Genomic DNA, 16,202 nt, shown 5'->3' with positions numbered 1-16,202 from the left:
CCCCCAGCGCTCACTGTCACCTGCCAGCCGGGCCCGACCGCCCCGCTGCGGCCGTGCCGACCAGGAAAGGAGCCGCATGCTCCCCGCAACCGCCCCCACCCTCTCACCCCCCGGCCGCGAGACCTTCGACGTTGCCGTCATCGGCGCCGGCGTGGTCGGCTGCGCCGTGGTGCGCCGCCTTGCGCTCGCCGGCGCCAAGGTGGTGCTGATCGAGAAGGGCAGCGATATCCTTTCCGGCGCCTCCAAGGCCAACAGCGCCATTCTGCACACCGGCTTCGACGCCCCGCCCGGCAGCCTGGAGCTGGAGCTGATCAAGGCAGGCCGCGCGGAATATCTCGCCATCGCCGGTTCACTCGGCCTCTCCGTGGTCAAGACCGGCGCGCTGGTCTGCGCCTGGAACGACAATGAGGCGGAAAAGCTGGAGGCCATCGCCGCGCAGGGACGCGAAAATGGCATCGCGGCGCTGGAACTGCTCTCCGGCAGCAAGGCCCGCGCCACCATGCCCGGCCTCTCCGAGCGGCTGGTCGCGGCACTGGAAGTCGCGGACGAGCACATCATCGACCCCTGGACGGCGCCGCTCTCCTATCTGACGCAGGGCGTGAAGCTCGGCGCGCGCTTGCTACGCCAAGCCGAGCTGACCGAGGGCCGCTATGACGGCACATGGCATCTTTCCACCACCGCCGGCGACGTGCGCGCCCGCGCTGTGGTCAACACCGCCGGGCTCTATGGCGACATCGTCGATGCGCGGCTGGGCTTTACCCCGGAATTTGAAATCCGCCCGCGCAAGGGCCAGTTCGTGGTGCTGGACAAGGCCGCCGCTGCGCATGTGCCGCGCATCGTGCTGCCCGTGCCGACCGACATCACCAAGGGCGTGGTCGTCTGCCCCACCGCCTTCGGCAATGTGCTGGTCGGCCCCACCGCCGAGGAACAGGACGACCGCGTGCGTGCCACCGTGGAAACCGCAAACTTGGAGAGCCTGCTGGCGCGCGGGGCGGAGATCGTGCCGACGCTGGCGGGCATTCCGGTCACCGCCGTCTATGCCGGCCTGCGCCCGGCGAGCGAGAGCAAGGCCTATCGCGTCTTCTGCCGGCCGGAGAGCCGCGCCGTCACGCTCGGCGGCATCCGCTCCACCGGGCTCAGCGCCGCGCTCGGCCTGGCGCAGCACGCGCTCTCGCTGATCGAGGGCTTCGGCCTCGGCCTCGCGCCGGTGGAAAGCGCGCCGCCGGTGCGCCTGCCCAACCTCACCGAGACGCTGCCGCGCGACTGGCAGCAGCCGGGCCATGGCGAGATCGTCTGCCATTGCGAACTGGTGACCAAGCGCGAGATCGAGGCGGCGCTCGCCTCCGACGTGCCGCCGGGCGATTTCGGCGGGCTGCGGCGGCGCACCCGCGCCGGCATGGGCCGCTGCCAGGGCTTCTACTGCAATGCCCGCCTCGCCGAGATGACGCGTGGCCATCTGGCCGAACCGCTGGCCGTGGAGGGCGCCGCATCATGAGCGAAGCGGATGTCCTCATCGTCGGCGGCGGGCCAGCCGGGGTCGCGGCGGCGCTGGAGCTGCGCCGCCAGGGCGTCGCTCGCGTCGTGCTGTTGGAACGCGAGCCGCATCTCGGCGGCGCCACCCGCCATTGCAGCCATTCGCCCTTCGGCATGCGCGAATTCGGCCGGGTCTATCTCGGCGCCGCCTATGGCAGGCGGCTGGAAGCGGAGATCGCCCGCGCCGGGGTCGAACTGCGCACTGGCCATTCCGTGGTGCGGATCGAGCCGGGCGGCCAGCTCCAGGTCACCTCGCCGCGCGGGGTGGAGACGCTCGCGGCAAAGCGCCTGCTCATCGCCACCGGCACGCGCGAGACGCCACGTTCCGCCCGCCTCGTTTCCGGCGACCGGCCGGTGGGCGTGGTCACGACCGGCGCGCTACAGGCCTATGTCGCCTTTCACGGGCTGATGCCGTTCCGCCGTCCGCTCATTGTCGGCTCGGAGCTGGTCAGCCTTTCCGCCGTGCTGACCTGCACGAGCCATGGCGCGCGGCCGGTGGCGATGATCGAGCCCGGTCCGCACCCGCTCGCCCCGGCGCCGCTGATGGCGTTTCCCCGGCTGATGGGCGTGCCCTTCCATGCCGGGGCGGAACTCGTCGACATCCGCGGGACGACGCGGGTGGAAGAGGCGACGGTGCGGCTCGCCGATGGCACGGCGCGCGTTTTCGCCTGCGACGGCGTGCTGTTTACCGGCCGCTTTACCCCGGAATCGGCGCTGCTGCGGCAGTCCACGATTGGGGTCGACGCGGGCAGTTCCGGGCCGGCCATCGACCCGTTCGGCCGCACCGCCGACCCGCATGTCTTCGCCGCCGGCAATCTGTTGCGGGCGGTCGAGACCGGCGGCTGGTCGTTCCGCGAGGGTCGTGCCGTCGGCCGCGCCATGGCCGAGGATCTGGCGGAAGAGCGGGCGGGCGGCAGCGCGCCGGGCGACCTCATCCCCGTCACCTTCGACCCGCCGATCAAGCTGGTGGTCCCCGGCCTGATCCGGCGCGGTGCGGGCGCGACGCCCGCCTTGCCCGATTTCCAACTGCGGTTCCTGCGCCGCGCGCGCGGCCGGCTGGTGCTGCTCATTGACGGGCGCGAGACGTGGTCGGCGCGGGGGACCTGGATGCCCGAGCGGCGCATCCTCGTGCCGATCCCGCGCGACGCGCACACCGCCGATGCCGTGCATCTCCGCTTCGAGGAGGCCGCCTGATGCGTGTCGCCGCCATCGACCAGGGCACCACCTCCACACGCTGCCTCTTGGTCGAGGCGGATGGTACGGCGCGGGTGGCCGGCAGCCTGACCCATGCTCAGCGCCACCCGGCGCCGGGCTGGGTGGAGCATGACCCGGCCGAACTGCTGCGCAACATCCGCGCCCTCATTGCGGCCGCCGGCGCGGTGGACGCCATCGCCCTCGCCAATCAGGGCGAGAGTTGCCTCGCCTGGGACGCGGTGAGCGGGGATGCGCTCTCCCCCGTGATCGTCTGGCAGGATGCGCGCACGGCGGACAGCCTGGCCGCCCGTCCGGCAAAGCAGGCGGCGCGCGCCACGGCGATCAGCGGTCTGCCGCTCGACCCGTATTTCTCCGCCTCCAAGCTCGGCTGGCTGATGGAGAACGTGCCCGCCGTCGCCACCGCGCGGGCGACCGGGCGGCTGCGCCTCGGCAACACCGACGCCTATTTTCTCGACCGCCTCACGGGCACCTTCGCCACCGACCTCGCCACCGCCTCGCGCACCGGCCTGCTGGACCTTTCCACCGGGCGCTGGAGCGCGGAACTGTGCGATCTCCACGGCGTGCCGCTGGAATTCCTGCCGCCGATCCGTGCCGTCGATGCCGGCTTCGGGACGATCGACGGCGTGCCGCTGCGCGTGTCCATCGTCGACCAGCAGGCGGCGCTCTATGGCCATGGCTGCCGGGCACCGGGGGATGCCAAGATCACCTTCGGCACCGGCGCCTTCCTGCTCGTCCTCGCCGGCGCGGAGCGGCCGGCGCCGCAGGGGCTGCTGCCGACCATCGGCTGGCAGCGCACCGGCGAGGCGCCGGTCTTCGCCATTGAGGGCGGGGTCTATGACGCCGGCGCGGCGCTGGAATGGCTGCGCCGGCTCGGTCTCTACAGCGACACGGCCGAACTCGACGGCTTCACCGGGCCCTCCGCGCTCAGCCGCGGGCTGGTGTTCGTGCCGGCGCTGTCCGGCCTTGCCGCGCCCTATTGGGACCGCAAGGCGGCGCCACTGTTCATCGGCATGGAGGCGGCGACCGACCGGCGCGACATGGTGCGGGCGGCGCTGGAAGGCATCGCTCTGCTCACCGTCGGGCTGATCGCGGCGGCGGAGCGTGCCGGGGCGCCGATCACCGCGATTTCCATCGATGGCGGCCTGTCGCAGAGCGCCTATTTCGCCCGCTTCCTCGCTGCCGCCAGCGGCCGGGTGGTGAAGGTGCCGGCGCAGCATGAAATGACCGCGCTCGGCCTCGCCGCGCTGTGCGGCGTCGATATCAGTGCCGCGCGCGGCGGTGATCGCCATTTCGCCCCGGACGGTTCGGTGAGCCCGCAGGACCATGCCCGGTTTGCCGAGGCGGTGGCGAAAAGCCGGGGCTGGCGGGCGTAACGCCCCCTCAGAACACGAAATCCACCGAGGTGAGCAGCCAGCAGCCGCGCGCCCATTCAATGCGGTTGCCGGACGCGTCAGTGTTGATGGAGCTGGTGCGGAAAACCGGCGTGCCCGGCGTCAGCGCCAGAAGATTCGCCTCTTCCGCCGTGGCGAAGCCGCCGCTGATGCGGGTCTCGACGCGGCGGTATTTCTGGATGCCATGGGCGATGAACACATCCGTCACCGACTGGCGGCGGGAATAGACGGTGGCGAAGTCCGGCAACAAAGCGGCGGGAAATACCTTGGTGCTGATATAGATCGGCTGCCCGTCGGCCGCGCGCACGCGGCGCAGCCGCACCACCGGCGCACCGGGCGGCAGATGCAGTTGCTCGGCGGCCGCGGCGTCGGCGAATTCCTCTTCCAGCAGCGTCGTGGTGGTGGTGACCATCTTGCCGTCGGCGCGAAGGCTCTCGGCGAAGCGGCTGCCGTCGCGCACCACCAGCGCCGAGGGTAGGCTGCGCACGAACGCCCCCACCCCCTTGCGCGCGGTGAGGTGGCCTTCCTGCTGCAATTGCTGCAGCGCCCGGCGCAGGGTGATGCGGGTGACGCCGAGCTTTTCCGCCAGATGCACCTCGCCCGGCAGCTGGCTGCCCGGCCGCAAATAGCCGCTCTCGATCAGCGAGAGGATGTAGTCGTAAATCTGCTGCCAGATCGGGGTGTCGCGGCGCGGGCGGAACACCAGCCCATCAAAGCCGGACACATCGCTCGCCCCCCCGGCCTGTGCCTTCACGCTTCGGTTCACGCCCTCACTCCGCCGCCTGCGCCACGCCCGCGATCGGCCGATGCTCCACCGCCCGGCGCGCATAGACGATACGCCCTTCGACCAGCGTCGCCACCACTTCTGGATGCGCCATGTCGGAGGCATCGACAAGGATCAGGTCCGCCCGCTGCCCCGGCGCCAGCCGGCCGCGATCCTCCAGACGGGCGACGCGGGCGGGATTGGCGGAGATGAGCGGCCAGTGGCGCGCCAGCGCGTCGCGATTCCCCGCCGCCAGGGTGAAGGCCGCATAGAGCGGCGAGGGGTAATGATAGTCGCTGGTCAGCACGGTGCAGCGCCCGGCGGCCACCGCCTCGCCCGCGCTCTGCGCGCCATTATGGCTGCCGCCGCGCACCACATTCGGCGCGCCGAGGATCACATCCTCGCCGGCGTCGCGGGCGGCTTGCGCGGTCTCGGGGTTCATCGGGAATTCGGACGCCACCGCGCCCAGCGCGCGGAAGCGGGCGCGCTCGTCCGGCGAATTCTCGTCATGGGCGAGCAGCACATTGCCATTGGCCCGTGCGCTGGCGGCGAGGCTCTCAATGGCGGCGGGCACGGCCTCGCGCGCACCCCACACGCGGTCCAGCAACGCGCGGTAATCGTCCTGGCTGAGGCCGGAGCGCTCCGCCATCTGGCCGATCTTGCGGGCGATGGTGCCCTTCAGCACCGAGCCGGTCGTGTGGTCGTTGAAGGCGAGGATCGGCGTGGGGGCGAGCGCCAGCCAGCCGCGCACCTCTTCCATCGCCTCCAGCGCGAAGGTCTCCCAGCGCAGATGCAGGCGGGTGTCGCAGGCGAGGCCGCCGCGAAGGGCCATCAGCGTGGCGACGAAGGCGCGCGCCGCTTCCACCGAGCGCAGGCCCGGCTCCCAGGAAATGGTGACGCCGTGAAAGGCGGTGGTGATGCCGTTGGCCACCAGCTGCCGGTCGGTGTCGCGCAAGGCGAGCGTGGTGTCGAAACGCACGCCCGGGCGCGGCATGATGTGGCGCTCGAAGGCGTCGCCGTGAATGTCGACGATCCCCGGCAGCACCAGCAGGCCCGACGCGTCGATCACCCGTGTGGGCACTCCGCCGGCGGCGTCATCGGCCAGAAGCGCGGCGCGCAGCACCAGCGGCTCGTCGCTCCACCGGCCGTCCACCAGCGCCAGCCCGTTCTCGATACGCACGCTCATTCTTGCCTCGCCGCCTCTGGGTCACTGTCACGTATGCGTCATACGCTGTCTATACAGATAATCGCAGTCCACAGTTCCTGTCTATACAGCAAAGGGCACAAAATGTTTCGCAGGCTTGTTTCCGCTCTCGCCATCACCGTGGTGACCGCCTTCGCCGCAAGCGCCGAACCCGTGCGTTTCGCCGTGACCGACATTGAAGGGCTGGAGGCGCTGCAGCAGGAGTTCGGTGGCTTCCAGAAGGAGCTGTCGAAGCTCACCGGGCTCGACATCGAGCTGATCCCGGTCAGTTCGCGCACCGCCGCCGTCGAGGCGATGAATTCCGGCCATGTCGAGCTCGTGCTCACCGGCCCGGCCGAATATGTCGTCATGAAGCAGCTCAGCGACCCGCGCATCGTCGTCGCCTGGCAGCGGCCGGACTATTTCGCGCAAATCGCGGTGCTGGCCAACGGGCCGATCCGCTCCATCGACGACCTCAAGGGCAAGAAGGTCTCCTTCGGCTCGGTCGGCTCCACCTCGCAGCATCTCGGCCCGGCGCAGGTGCTCGCCGATTTCGGCATCATGTACGGCAAGGATTATGAGGGCGTCATCATCTCCCGCAACGTCGCGGCGGAAGCGCTGATCCGCGGCGACATCGCCGCCATCGGCCTGAACTATGGCCATCTCAACTCCATCCGCAAGGCGTTCCCCAACGCCGCCTTCGCCGTCGTCGCCCGTGGCCGCGACCTGCCGAACGACATCCTCGTCGCCCGCAAGGACATTCCCGAGGAGGTGTTCGTGAAGGTGCGCGAAGCCTTCCTCAAGCATGGCAACGAGCTGATGAACGCCGTGCTCAAGGGCGAGGACAATCAGAAGTTCAAGGGCGGCGTCTTCATCACCGACGTGACGGACAGCGATTACGACTATGTCCGCTCGATGTACCGCACCATCGGCATCGAGAGCTTCGGCAGCTTCATCAACTGACGCCCGCCCCGACGCGCCGGGCGGGCCCTGCCCCGTCCGGCGCTTCTCTGTTTTCCGCGATGGAGGCCGCCATGGAGCGCGTTCCGATCGAGCCCGTTTCCGTGCCACATCTCGCTGGCCTCAGCCCGGCCGACACCGGCAATCCGCCGATCGGCCCGCTGGTGAAGGCGCCAGCGCCGGTGCTCGCCCCGCAGATCATCGGCGCGCGCGGCCTCGCCAAGACCTATCCCAACGGGCAGCGCGTGTTCGCCGGGGTCGATCTCGACATCCGCGCCGACCAGCGCGTCGCGCTCATCGGCTCCAATGGCGCGGGCAAATCCACCCTGCTCAAATGCCTGATCGGCCTTTTGCCGACGACACTCGGCGAGATCACCACGCTGGGCGAGCGCTTCCTGGCCGCCCCCAGCGCCGCGCAGCTCGCCCGCCTGCGCCGGCAGATCGGCTTCGTGTTCCAGAATCACGGGCTGGTCGGGCGGCAGAGCGTGCTCACCAATGTCATTCAGGGCAAGCTCGGCCTGCCCGGCAGCTGGCGCGCCTTCCACCATGCGCTCGCCCCGCAGCACTGGCGCGAAGAGGCGATGGCGGTGCTGGCCGAGGTGCGCCTCGCCGACAAGGCCGGCGCCCGCGCCGATCAATTGTCCGGCGGGCAGGCGCAGCGCGTCGCCATCGCCCGCGCGCTGATCCGCCGGCCGCGCCTGCTGATCGCCGACGAGCCCGCCGCCAGCCTCGACCCGGCGGTGGGGCGGGACATCATGCGCATCTTCTCCGATCTCGCCCGCGATCACGGCATCACCCTCGTCTACACCACGCACGACATGCAGCACGCGCTCGACTATTCCGACCGCATCGTCGCCCTCAAGGATGGCAAGGTGCATTTCGACCGGCCCACCGCGCGGGTGACCGCGCGCGACATGGAGGGCGTGTTCCATGGCTGACGCCGCCACCGCCCCGCGCGCCCTGCCGCCCTCGCGGCTTCCCTCGATGTCGCCGCTGACCTTTACCCTCATCGTCGTCGTCGCGGCCCTCTTTCTCGCCTCGATGGGGCAGGTCGCGCCCTCGCCGGAAAAGCTCGCCAACGGCCTGCCGCGCATGGCCGACCTGGTCGGCCGCATGCTGCCGCCCAACACCGACCCCGGCTTTCTCCAGCGCATGGGCTGGCGGATTCTGGAGACGCTGCAGATCGCCCTCGTCGGCACCGTGTTCGGCGTGCTCATCAGCCTGCCCATGGGCTGGCTGGCCGCGCGCGGCATTTCCCCGCTCGGCGCGCTGCGGCATTTCCCGCGCGCGCTGGTGTCGCTGTTCCGCACCGTGCCCGATCTCGTCTGGGCGCTGCTCTTCGTCTCGACGCTCGGCCTCGGCGCGGTGGCGGGTACCATGACCATCGTCGTCGACACGATCGGCTTTTGCGGCCGCTTCTTCGCCGAGGCGATGGAGGAGGCCGACAAGAAACCGCAGGAGGCGCTGCATGCCATCGGCGCCAACCGCGTCAGCGTGCTTCTGGGGGCGATCCTGCCGGATGTGATGCCGACGCTGATCAACTCCTCGCTCTTCGCGCTGGAAAAGGCGGTGCGGGCCTCGGTGGTGCTCGGCCTCGTCGGCGCCGGCGGCATCGGGCAGGAACTGAAAGTGGCGTTCGACCTGTTCCAGTACCGCAACGCCTCGGCCATCATCCTCGCCATCTTCGTCATCGTGCTGGCGATGGAATTCCTCACCGACCGGCTGCGGGCGAAGTTCCAGTAGACCCGCGCGGAGGGTGCTTTCCGCGGAGCGAGGGGGTAAGTGTCGCGGCTCAAGCGACAGGTGCCCATTCGTGACCTCCTTCCTCCTCCACATGCGCCCCATCTTCTTCGGCACCGTGCTCGGCATTGGCGGCCTCGCCAATGGCTGGCGGGTGGCGAGCCGGCTGTGGGGCGCGCCGGTGCTGATCGGCGAGGCGCTGGCCGTGCTCGCCTTCGGGCTCTGGCTGCTGTGGAGCGTGCTCTACGCGCTGAAATGGCGATTCCACCCCGCCGCCGCGCGTGAGGAAATACGCCACCCCGCGCAGGGCCTCATCGCCGCGCTGGCGCCGGTTTCCACCCTCATCGCCGCCATCGCCATCGGCCCGCATGTGCCGCTGCTCGGCTGGGGCCTGTTCATCGCCGGGGCGGCCGGGGTCGCGCTCTATGCTGCCTGGAGCGTCGGCGGGCTGTGGCAGGGCGGGCGGGCGCCGCAGGAGGTGACGCCGATCCTCTATCTGCCCACCGTCGGCGGCGGGCTGGTCGCCGGCATCGCCAGCGCCACCTTCGGCCAGCCGGCGCTAGGCTGGATGTTCTTCGGCATGGGGGTGTTCTCGTGGCTCTCCATGGAATCGGTGTTCCTCACCCGGCTGTTCCAGCACGGGCTACCGGCCACCGCCCGCGCAAGCCTCGGCATGGAACTGGCGCCGCCAGCGGTGGCCTGCGTCGCCTATCTCTCGCTAGCGCCGGGGCCGGCGGACCGGGCGGCGCTGGCTCTGTTCGGCTATGGCTGCTTTCTCGCGCTGGTAATGCTGCGCCTCGTGCCCTGGCTGCGCCAACAGCCCTTCGGGCCCGGCGCCTGGGGCTACACCTTCGGCGTGGCCAGCCTGCCGCTCGCCGCGCTGAAGCTGGTGGAACAGGGCGCCGGCGCGCCGGTGACGCAGATGGCGCTGGCGCTGTTCGTCGCCGGCAACGCAATCATCGGCTGGATCGCGCTGCGCAGCCTTGTCGGCGTCATCGGCTTCTTTCGCCGCAGGCCGGGCTGAGCCGCGCTCAGCGCGCCGCGCCGCGTTCCGCGATCAGGAACGGCGCATCCGGGCCAAGCGCGTCGAGTACCCGCCAGCCCGGCGCGATGAAGTCGCCCGGCACCTTCGCCTCGCCCACATCGGCCGGCAGGCGCGTCGGCACAACGACGCGCACCGCCTCCTCGCCGCGCCTGCGCTCGAAGCCGAACCAGCCGACGCGGCCGGACGCCATGTCGAGAGGCCGGTAGTCCCCACCCGTCAGAGCGCCATTGCGCTGGCGGAGCGCCAGCAGCGCCCGCGTCAGCCGGAAATACTCGGCGTCGCCGGCCTCCGAAGTGTCCTCGCCGTGCAGCGCCGCCTGCCGCGCCGCCCAGTCGACCGGGCGGCGATTATCCGGATCGACCAGCGAGAAATCGCGGAATTCCGTGCCCTGATAAAGGTCCGGCGTGCCCGGCAGCGTGTGCTGGAGGATGAGCTGGGTGAGGCCGACCAGCCGCCCGGCCGGCGCGATTTCCGCCAGCAGCGCCTCCATTCGCGCGCGGAAGCCGGCCGCCTCCGGCGCCTCGATCAGCCCGGCGGCGAAGGCGAGGCAGGCCTCCTCATAAGGCGCGTTCGGCGTTTCCCAATTGCTGTGGCGCTTGGCCTCGCGCAGCGCCTTGGTGATGTAGCCGGCCATGCGCTCGGCGCTGATCGGCCAGGCCGAGACCAGCGTTTGCAGGATCATATGCGCATCGAGCGGGTCGGGCATCGCCATGCCCGCCTCCTCGCGCAGCAGCGGCGCGACAAGCTCCCGCGCCTCCTCGGTGAAGGCGAGCCAGTGCGCGGGCTGGTGGCTGAGCGCGGCGAGCCGGGCGCGAGGACCGGGGCCGCGCTTGGTGTCGTGGGTGGCGAGCGGGATCAGATCGCTCAGCCCCGCCTGCGCCCGCGCCGCGTTCAGCGCGTGCATCTCCGCCGCCGTGCGGGCGGGATGGTTGAGGCTGCCGCCCACCTCATTGGCGCAGAGCAGCACGGGGTAACGATACAGCTCCGTGTCCTCGAAACCCTTGGCCATGGCCGGGCCGCTGAGCTGCTGGAAGCGCGAGCGGAACTCATGGTCGCTCGGCCGCTCGGGATGCTCCACCCGCTGCAACAGCAGCGTGGCGGCGGCGGCGGTGAGCGGGTTCTCGTTGGCTTCGATGCGGGCGCGGATCTCCTCCCAGATCGCCACATCCTCGGGCGCATGGCCTTGGGGCGTCGCGTAGGAGCGGTAGACCGGGCAATGGGCGAGCAGCGCCACCACGGCGTCGCGGATCGCGGTGTCGGTGAGGTCGCCGGCCTGCATCGCCGCGTCCAGCCCCTCGCGGGCCAAAGTCGCCAGAATGTCGACCTCGGCCTTCAGGCTCGCTTCCAGCACCTGCCGCTTGGCGTCGGCGAGCCGCTCGGGCAGCGCGCCGATGAGCAGATGGCGGGTCCGCAGCGCCTCCTCGAAGCGGCGATAGCCCTCGGGGTCGACGCAGAGCGCGTTGATGTCGTTCAGCCGCTCATAGCCGGTGGTGCCCTCAATCGGCCACGGGCGAAGCACCTCTCCCGGCTCCAATATCTTCTCGACGAGGAGCGGCACGTCCGCACCCACCGCGGCGCGCAGCCTGTCGCAATAGCCGGCGGGGTCGACCAGCCCGTCAATATGGTCGATGCGCAGGCCGTGAACGAGCCCGCGGGCGATCAGGTCCAACGGCAGGCGGTGCACGAGGTCGAACACCTCGGGGTCCTCGACCCGTACGCCGGCAAGGTCGGTGATGTTGAAGAAGCGGCGGTAATTGAGATCATGCGCCGCCGTCCGCCACCAGGCGAGCCGCCAGTGCTGGTCCTCCAGCAGGCTGGCGAGGTCCGCTTGCGCGAGGACCGAGTCGAGCGCGCCGCGCTCGCTGTCGCCAAGGCCGGTGAACACCACCCGCGCCGCGCCGAGACCGGCATCGCTGGGCGAGGCTTCCACCCGCTCGAACGCGGCGGCGGCCGCCTCAAGCCCCGCCGCGCGCAGCAGCGCGGCCACGCTCGTCGCGCGCAGCGGAAAGCGATGGTCGGCATAGGCGACATTGATCCGCCCCAGCGCGTAATCGGCCTCCAGCGACAGGCTGCCCGCCTCCCATGTGGCTTTGAGCGGATCGCCGAGCAGCGGCAGCAGCAGCCGGCCGCTCTCCCATTTCACATCGAACACGCGCGCGGCGGGCGAACCCGGCCCGCCTTCCAGCATGTCGTTCCAGAACGGGTTGTGGCTGGACGCCGCCATGTGGTTGGGCACGATGTCGAGCAGCACGCCCATGCCGCGCTCGACCAGCGCGGCGGCGAGGCGCGCAAACCCCTCCTCCCCGCCGAGCTCCAGGTTGATGCGGGTCGGGTCGGCCACGTCATAGCCATGGGTCGAGCCCGGCACCGCCATGGTGATCGGCGAGGCGTAGAGATGGCTGATGCCGAGCTCGGCGAGATAGGGCACCAGCCCCTCGGCATCGGCAAAGGTGAAGCCGCGATGGAACTGCAGGCGGTAGGTGGCGCGAAGCGGCGGGTTCATGCGGGCGCGAGGCTCCAGACGGCGGCGGCGAAGGGGCCGAGGGTGAGCTTGCCCTCGGCTTCGTGGATCACTCCGCCGGTGCTGGCCCCGGCCGGCATGCCGGCAATGCCGGTCATCGGGTCGAGCGTGGCCGCCTGCCGGCCGCCATTCAGCACCATCACCAGCGTGCCGGCGTTGAAGTGCCAGGCGACCCGCAGCGCCTCGCCGCTGCGGCTGAGTTCGCTGCCGCGATAGCCACTCGCCGCCAGCGGCCACACCAGCCGGCGGCGCTCATCCGCCAGCCGGCGGAAGATGTCGAGTTCCGCCCGCGCTTGCGGGGTCCGGAAATCCTCCGCCTTCAGCTTGGCGGAGATGAAGGTGGCTTCGCTCAGCGGGTCGGGGAAGCTTTCGCCATGGGCGTCGAAGAAATCGGCGAACTCGCTGCGCCGGCCATTGCGCACCGCCTCGGCGAGATCGCCCTCGAAATCGCAGAAGAACGGGAAGGGCTGCGACAGCAGCGCCTCCTCGCCCTGGAACAGCAGCGGAATGGCGGGCGAGAGCATCAGCACGAAGCGCAGGAAGGCGAGCCGCTCCGGCGCCAGACCCGCCGCCAGCCGGTCGCCGAGCGGGCGGTTGCCGATATGGTCGTGGTTCTGGGCGAAGGCGACGAAAGCGTCGGGCGCGAGTTCCTTGCTCACCGTGCCGCGCGGGTGCCCGCCCTCGCCGGGATAGGGCTCGCCCTGGAAGACGAAGCCCTCGGAAAGCGCCCGGCCGGCGGCGGCGACGGCATCGCGCGCATAGGGCGCGTAATAGCCGGTGCGCTCGCCGCTCGCCAGCACATGGAAGGCATGGTGCCAGTCGTCGTTCCATTGCGCGTCGTAGAGATGGTCGTCGCGCGTCATCCAGCCGGCGATGTTGTCGTGGTTCTCCAGCACCAGCCAGGCGTCCCGCTTCACCGCCCGGCAGGCGGCCGCGATCTCGCGCAGGAAGGTCTCGGCGCCCGTGGTCGCCAGCGCATGCACCGCGTCGAAGCGCAGCCCGTCAAAGCCGAATTCGGCGAGCCAATAGGCGGCGTTCTCGCTGAAGAAGGCCCGGACAACAGGGTTTTCGAGGTCGATCGCCGGGCCCCAGGGGGTGTCGATATCCGCGCGGAAGAAGGATTTGGCGTAGAGCGGCAGGTAATTCCCGCTCGGGCCAAAATGGTTGTAGACGACATCGAGCATCATGCCGAGGCCGCGCTCATGCGCGGCGTCGATCAGCGCGCGCAAATCCTCCGGCGTGCCATAGGCGGTGTCGGGCGCGTAGAGCAGCACGCCGTCATAGCCCCAGTTGCGGCGCCCGGCGAAATCGGCGACCGGCAACAACTCGATAACCGTGAAGCCGGCATCGCGGTAATGATCCAACCGGTCGATCAGCGCGCGGAACGTGCCTTCCGGCGTGGCGGTGCCGACATGCACCTCGGCGATGATGGCCTCATGCCAGGGCCGCGACGGGCCGGGCGCGCTGGAGGGGACCGGCGCGGGGACGAGGCTCCAGCCATCGGCATCTTCTGCCTGCCCGCGCGAGGCGGGATCGGGCACGGCGAGGCCGGCCTGCCCCTCGCCGAGGCGGAAGCGATAGCGCGTGCCGGCATTGAGCCCGTCGACAGCGGCGGTGAAGAAGCCGTCCGCGCCTTTCTCCATCGCCACCGGTCCCGCGCCGTCGATCTCAAGGCTCACGGTGGCGGCTTGCGGGGCGAACAGGCGAAAGCGTGTGGTGGCGCCCGCGATCAGCGGGCCGAACGTGCTGTTCATGCCCGCCATTCCCACACGATGAGGGTGCGGGCCGGCACGCCGAAGGTGCCACCGCCGTCGAGACTCGCGCCTTCAAGATCGTCGCCGGTGGCGAGGATCGCTTCCCAATGGCCGGACTGCACCGGCGGGGCGACGAAATCGACATCGACATGCGAGGCGTTGAGCATGATCACCAGCGACGGCTCCTCGGGCAGCACCGGCGCGAGGCGCAGGGTGAGGCATTTCGAATGCGGATCGGCCCAGTTCTCCTCGGTCATCCGCGTGCCGCCATTGTTGAACCAGGCGACATCCGGCTGGCCCATCTCATTGCGCGAGCCGGTGAGGAATTCCGGCCGCGACAGGCAGGAATGGACTTTTCGCAGCTGGGCGAGGCGGGCAACGAATTCCGGCAGCTCCGGGTCTTCATTCGACCAGTCGACCCAGCCGATCTCATTGTCCTGGCAATAGGCGTTGTTGTTGCCGCCCTGCGAGTTCGAACGCTCGTCGCCCGCCAGCAGCATGGGCACGCCCTGGCTGAGGAACAAAGTGGCGATCAAATTGCGCTTCTGCCGGCGGCGCAGCGCGTTGATCGCGGGGTCGTCGGTCTCGCCTTCGACTCCGCAGTTCCAGCTCTTATTGTCGTCATGGCCGTCGCGGCCATCCTCGCCATTGGCCTCATTGTGCTTGTCATTATAGGTGACGAGGTCGTGCAGGGTGAAACCGTCATGGGCGGTGATGAAATTGAGGCTCGACCACGGCCGGCGGCGCCCTTCCGAAAAGATGTCCTGCGAGGCGGCGAAGCGGGTGGCGAAGCTCGGCAGCAGCCCTTCCGAACCGCACCAGAATTCGCGCACCTTGTCGCGGTAGTCGCCGTTCCATTCGGAGAAGCCGGGCGGGAAGGCGCCGAGCTGGTAGCCGCCGGGGCCGACATCCCACGGCTCGGCGATCAGCTTCAGCCCGCCCAGCGTCGGGTCCTGGAGAATGGCGTTGAAGAAGGCATGGCCGGGATCGAACCCGTCCGGCCGGCGGCCGAGCGTGGTGGCGAGGTCGAAGCGGAAGCCGTCAATGCCGTAGATGGACGCCCACATGCGAAGTGAGTCCATCACCATCTGCAGCACGCGGGGATGGTCGGTGTTCACCGAGTTTCCGCAGCCGGTGAGGTCGTCATAATAGCGGCCATTGCCCGGCAGCAGCCGGTAATAGGACGCGTTGTCGATGCCCTTGAAGGAGAGCGTCGGCCCGAGATGGTTGCCCTCGCAGGTGTGGTTGTAGACCACGTCGAGAATGATCTCGATGCCGGCCTGATGCAGCCGGTCCACCGCTTCGCCAATGGCGTCGAGCCCGTCCTCGCCGAGATAACGCGGCTCCGGGGCGAAGAAGTTCAGCGTGTTGTAGCCCCAGTAATTGGCGAGGCCCCGATCGAGAAGGTGCCGGTCCTGGGTGAAGGCGTGAACGGGCAGCAGTTCCAGCGCGGTGACGCCGAGCTTGGCGAGGTAGTCGATGAATTCCGGCTGGCCGAGCGCGGTGAAGGTGCCGCGAATGGATTCCGGGATCAGCGGGTGGCGCATGGTCAGCCCGCGCACATGGCCCTCATAGATCACCGTCTTGGCCCAGGAGACGCGCGGGTGCTGTGTCGCCGCCATCGGCGTGCCGGCGACGACGCGGGCCTTAGGCATGAAGGGGGCGCTGTCACGTCCGTCCATGATCAGGTCGGCATCGTCGCCGGCGCCGATCGTGTAGCCGTAAAGCGCGTCATCCCATTCGATATTGCCGACCAGCATGCGGGCATAGGGGTCGAGCAGCAGCTTGTTCGGGTTGAAACGGTGGCCGACTTCGGGCGCCCACGGGCCGTGGACGCGCCAGCCATAAACCTGCCCGCGCCCGACGCCCGGCAGATAGCAGTGCCAGACGCCATTGGTGCATTCATGCAGGTCGATGCGCTCCAGCTCCGTCTGGCCATAGCGGTCGAACAGGCACAGCGTCACCCCGACGGCATTGTCCGAGAAGAGCGCAAAATTCGTTCCTCTCCCGTCGACCGTCACGCCGAGCGGAAAGGCAGAACCGGGCAATATCTTGCGCATGATGGGGTCACCAGAAGGAGGAAAAGGACGCGTTCAG

General features: G+C 69.8%; 12 protein-coding genes. 7 read left to right on the top strand and 5 right to left on the bottom strand.

Going from position 1 to position 16,202, the window contains the following annotated elements:
• Positions 1–76: 76 nt before the first annotated feature.
• The 3 genes from K9D25_RS08795 to K9D25_RS08785 are packed head-to-tail and all read left to right on the top strand — an operon-like array spanning position 77 to position 4,121.
• Positions 77–1,495, top strand: coding sequence for an NAD(P)/FAD-dependent oxidoreductase (locus K9D25_RS08795; RefSeq protein WP_244450476.1), 1,419 nt, complete (start codon positions 77–79; stop codon positions 1,493–1,495).
• A complete protein-coding gene (locus K9D25_RS08790) occupies positions 1,492–2,727 on the top strand; it encodes an NAD(P)/FAD-dependent oxidoreductase (RefSeq protein ID WP_244450475.1) in 1,236 nt (411 codons plus the stop codon). Before K9D25_RS08795 ends, K9D25_RS08790 begins: the two co-directional genes overlap by 4 nt.
• Positions 2,727–4,121, top strand: a complete 1,395-nt coding sequence (locus K9D25_RS08785; protein ID WP_244450474.1) for an FGGY family carbohydrate kinase — start codon at positions 2,727–2,729, stop codon at positions 4,119–4,121. The genes K9D25_RS08790 and K9D25_RS08785 overlap by 1 nt, the downstream gene beginning before the upstream one ends.
• Positions 4,122–4,128: 7 nt before the next feature.
• Here the strand turns inward: K9D25_RS08785 and phnF are convergent, their stop codons facing one another.
• Together phnF and K9D25_RS08775 are read right to left on the bottom strand one after the other, a co-directional pair.
• The gene (gene phnF / locus K9D25_RS08780) at positions 4,129–4,905 is read right to left on the bottom strand and encodes a phosphonate metabolism transcriptional regulator PhnF (protein WP_244450473.1); all 777 of its coding nucleotides are present in this window, start codon (positions 4,903–4,905) and stop codon (positions 4,129–4,131) included.
• Between the two features lie 4 nt (positions 4,906–4,909).
• The gene (locus tag K9D25_RS08775; protein WP_244450472.1) at positions 4,910–6,088 is read right to left on the bottom strand and encodes an alpha-D-ribose 1-methylphosphonate 5-triphosphate diphosphatase; all 1,179 of its coding nucleotides are present in this window, start codon (positions 6,086–6,088) and stop codon (positions 4,910–4,912) included.
• A gap of 102 nt (positions 6,089–6,190) precedes the next feature.
• Between K9D25_RS08775 and K9D25_RS08770 the strand changes: the two genes are divergently transcribed.
• From K9D25_RS08770 to K9D25_RS08755, 4 genes are all read left to right on the top strand, one after another.
• Positions 6,191–7,048 carry a PhnD/SsuA/transferrin family substrate-binding protein gene (locus tag K9D25_RS08770; protein WP_244450471.1) on the top strand — a complete coding sequence of 286 codons (858 nt, stop codon included), beginning with the start codon at positions 6,191–6,193 and terminating at the stop codon, positions 7,046–7,048.
• 71 nt (positions 7,049–7,119) lie between these two features.
• Positions 7,120–7,983 (top strand): phosphonate ABC transporter ATP-binding protein, encoded by an 864-nt coding sequence (locus tag K9D25_RS08765; RefSeq protein WP_244450470.1) that lies wholly within the window; start codon positions 7,120–7,122, stop codon positions 7,981–7,983.
• Positions 7,976–8,788, top strand: coding sequence for a phosphonate ABC transporter, permease protein PhnE (gene phnE / locus K9D25_RS08760; protein WP_244450469.1), 813 nt, complete (start codon positions 7,976–7,978; stop codon positions 8,786–8,788). The genes K9D25_RS08765 and phnE overlap by 8 nt, the downstream gene beginning before the upstream one ends.
• Positions 8,789–8,858: 70 nt before the next feature.
• Positions 8,859–9,809 (top strand): dicarboxylate transporter/tellurite-resistance protein TehA, encoded by a 951-nt coding sequence (locus K9D25_RS08755; protein WP_244450468.1) that lies wholly within the window; start codon positions 8,859–8,861, stop codon positions 9,807–9,809.
• A 7-nt stretch (positions 9,810–9,816) separates the two neighbouring features.
• Here the strand turns inward: K9D25_RS08755 and treY are convergent, their stop codons facing one another.
• Genes treY through glgX form a run of 3 tightly spaced genes read right to left on the bottom strand, consistent with a single transcriptional unit; the run spans position 9,817 to position 16,165 of the window.
• A complete protein-coding gene (treY, locus tag K9D25_RS08750; protein WP_244450467.1) occupies positions 9,817–12,333 on the bottom strand; it encodes a malto-oligosyltrehalose synthase in 2,517 nt (838 codons plus the stop codon).
• Entirely contained in the window at positions 12,330–14,105 is a 1,776-nt protein-coding gene (treZ, locus tag K9D25_RS08745) for a malto-oligosyltrehalose trehalohydrolase (protein ID WP_244450466.1), read from the bottom strand. Before treZ ends, treY begins: the two co-directional genes overlap by 4 nt.
• Complete coding sequence (gene glgX, locus K9D25_RS08740; protein WP_244450465.1) at positions 14,102–16,165, bottom strand: glycogen debranching protein GlgX; 2,064 nt, start codon at positions 16,163–16,165, stop codon at positions 14,102–14,104. The genes treZ and glgX overlap by 4 nt, the downstream gene beginning before the upstream one ends.
• Between the last annotated feature and the right edge of the window lie 37 nt (positions 16,166–16,202).

This window comes from Ancylobacter polymorphus (assembly GCF_022836935.1).
Lineage (GTDB): Bacteria > Pseudomonadota > Alphaproteobacteria > Rhizobiales > Xanthobacteraceae > Ancylobacter > Ancylobacter polymorphus_A.
The sequence above is the reverse complement of the archived record's forward strand: the minus strand, read 5'-3'. Positions and strand labels throughout refer to the sequence as shown.

What these genes read in the sequence shown, in the direction of transcription:
- K9D25_RS08795 (WP_244450476.1), top strand. Translation starts at nt 77, where the DNA reads ATGCTCCCCGCAACCGCCCCCACCCTCTCACCCCCCGGCCGCGAGACC.
- K9D25_RS08790 (WP_244450475.1), top strand. Translation starts at nt 1,492, where the DNA reads ATGAGCGAAGCGGATGTCCTCATCGTCGGCGGCGGGCCAGCCGGGGTC.
- K9D25_RS08785 (WP_244450474.1), top strand. Translation starts at nt 2,727, where the DNA reads ATGCGTGTCGCCGCCATCGACCAGGGCACCACCTCCACACGCTGCCTC.
- K9D25_RS08775 (WP_244450472.1), bottom strand. Translation starts at nt 6,088, where the DNA reads ATGAGCGTGCGTATCGAGAACGGGCTGGCGCTGGTGGACGGCCGGTGG.
- K9D25_RS08770 (WP_244450471.1), top strand. Translation starts at nt 6,191, where the DNA reads ATGTTTCGCAGGCTTGTTTCCGCTCTCGCCATCACCGTGGTGACCGCC.
- K9D25_RS08765 (WP_244450470.1), top strand. Translation starts at nt 7,120, where the DNA reads ATGGAGCGCGTTCCGATCGAGCCCGTTTCCGTGCCACATCTCGCTGGC.
- phnE (WP_244450469.1), top strand. Translation starts at nt 7,976, where the DNA reads ATGGCTGACGCCGCCACCGCCCCGCGCGCCCTGCCGCCCTCGCGGCTT.
- treY (WP_244450467.1), bottom strand. Translation starts at nt 12,333, where the DNA reads ATGAACCCGCCGCTTCGCGCCACCTACCGCCTGCAGTTCCATCGCGGC.
- treZ (WP_244450466.1), bottom strand. Translation starts at nt 14,105, where the DNA reads ATGAACAGCACGTTCGGCCCGCTGATCGCGGGCGCCACCACACGCTTT.
- glgX (WP_244450465.1), bottom strand. Translation starts at nt 16,165, where the DNA reads ATGCGCAAGATATTGCCCGGTTCTGCCTTTCCGCTCGGCGTGACGGTC.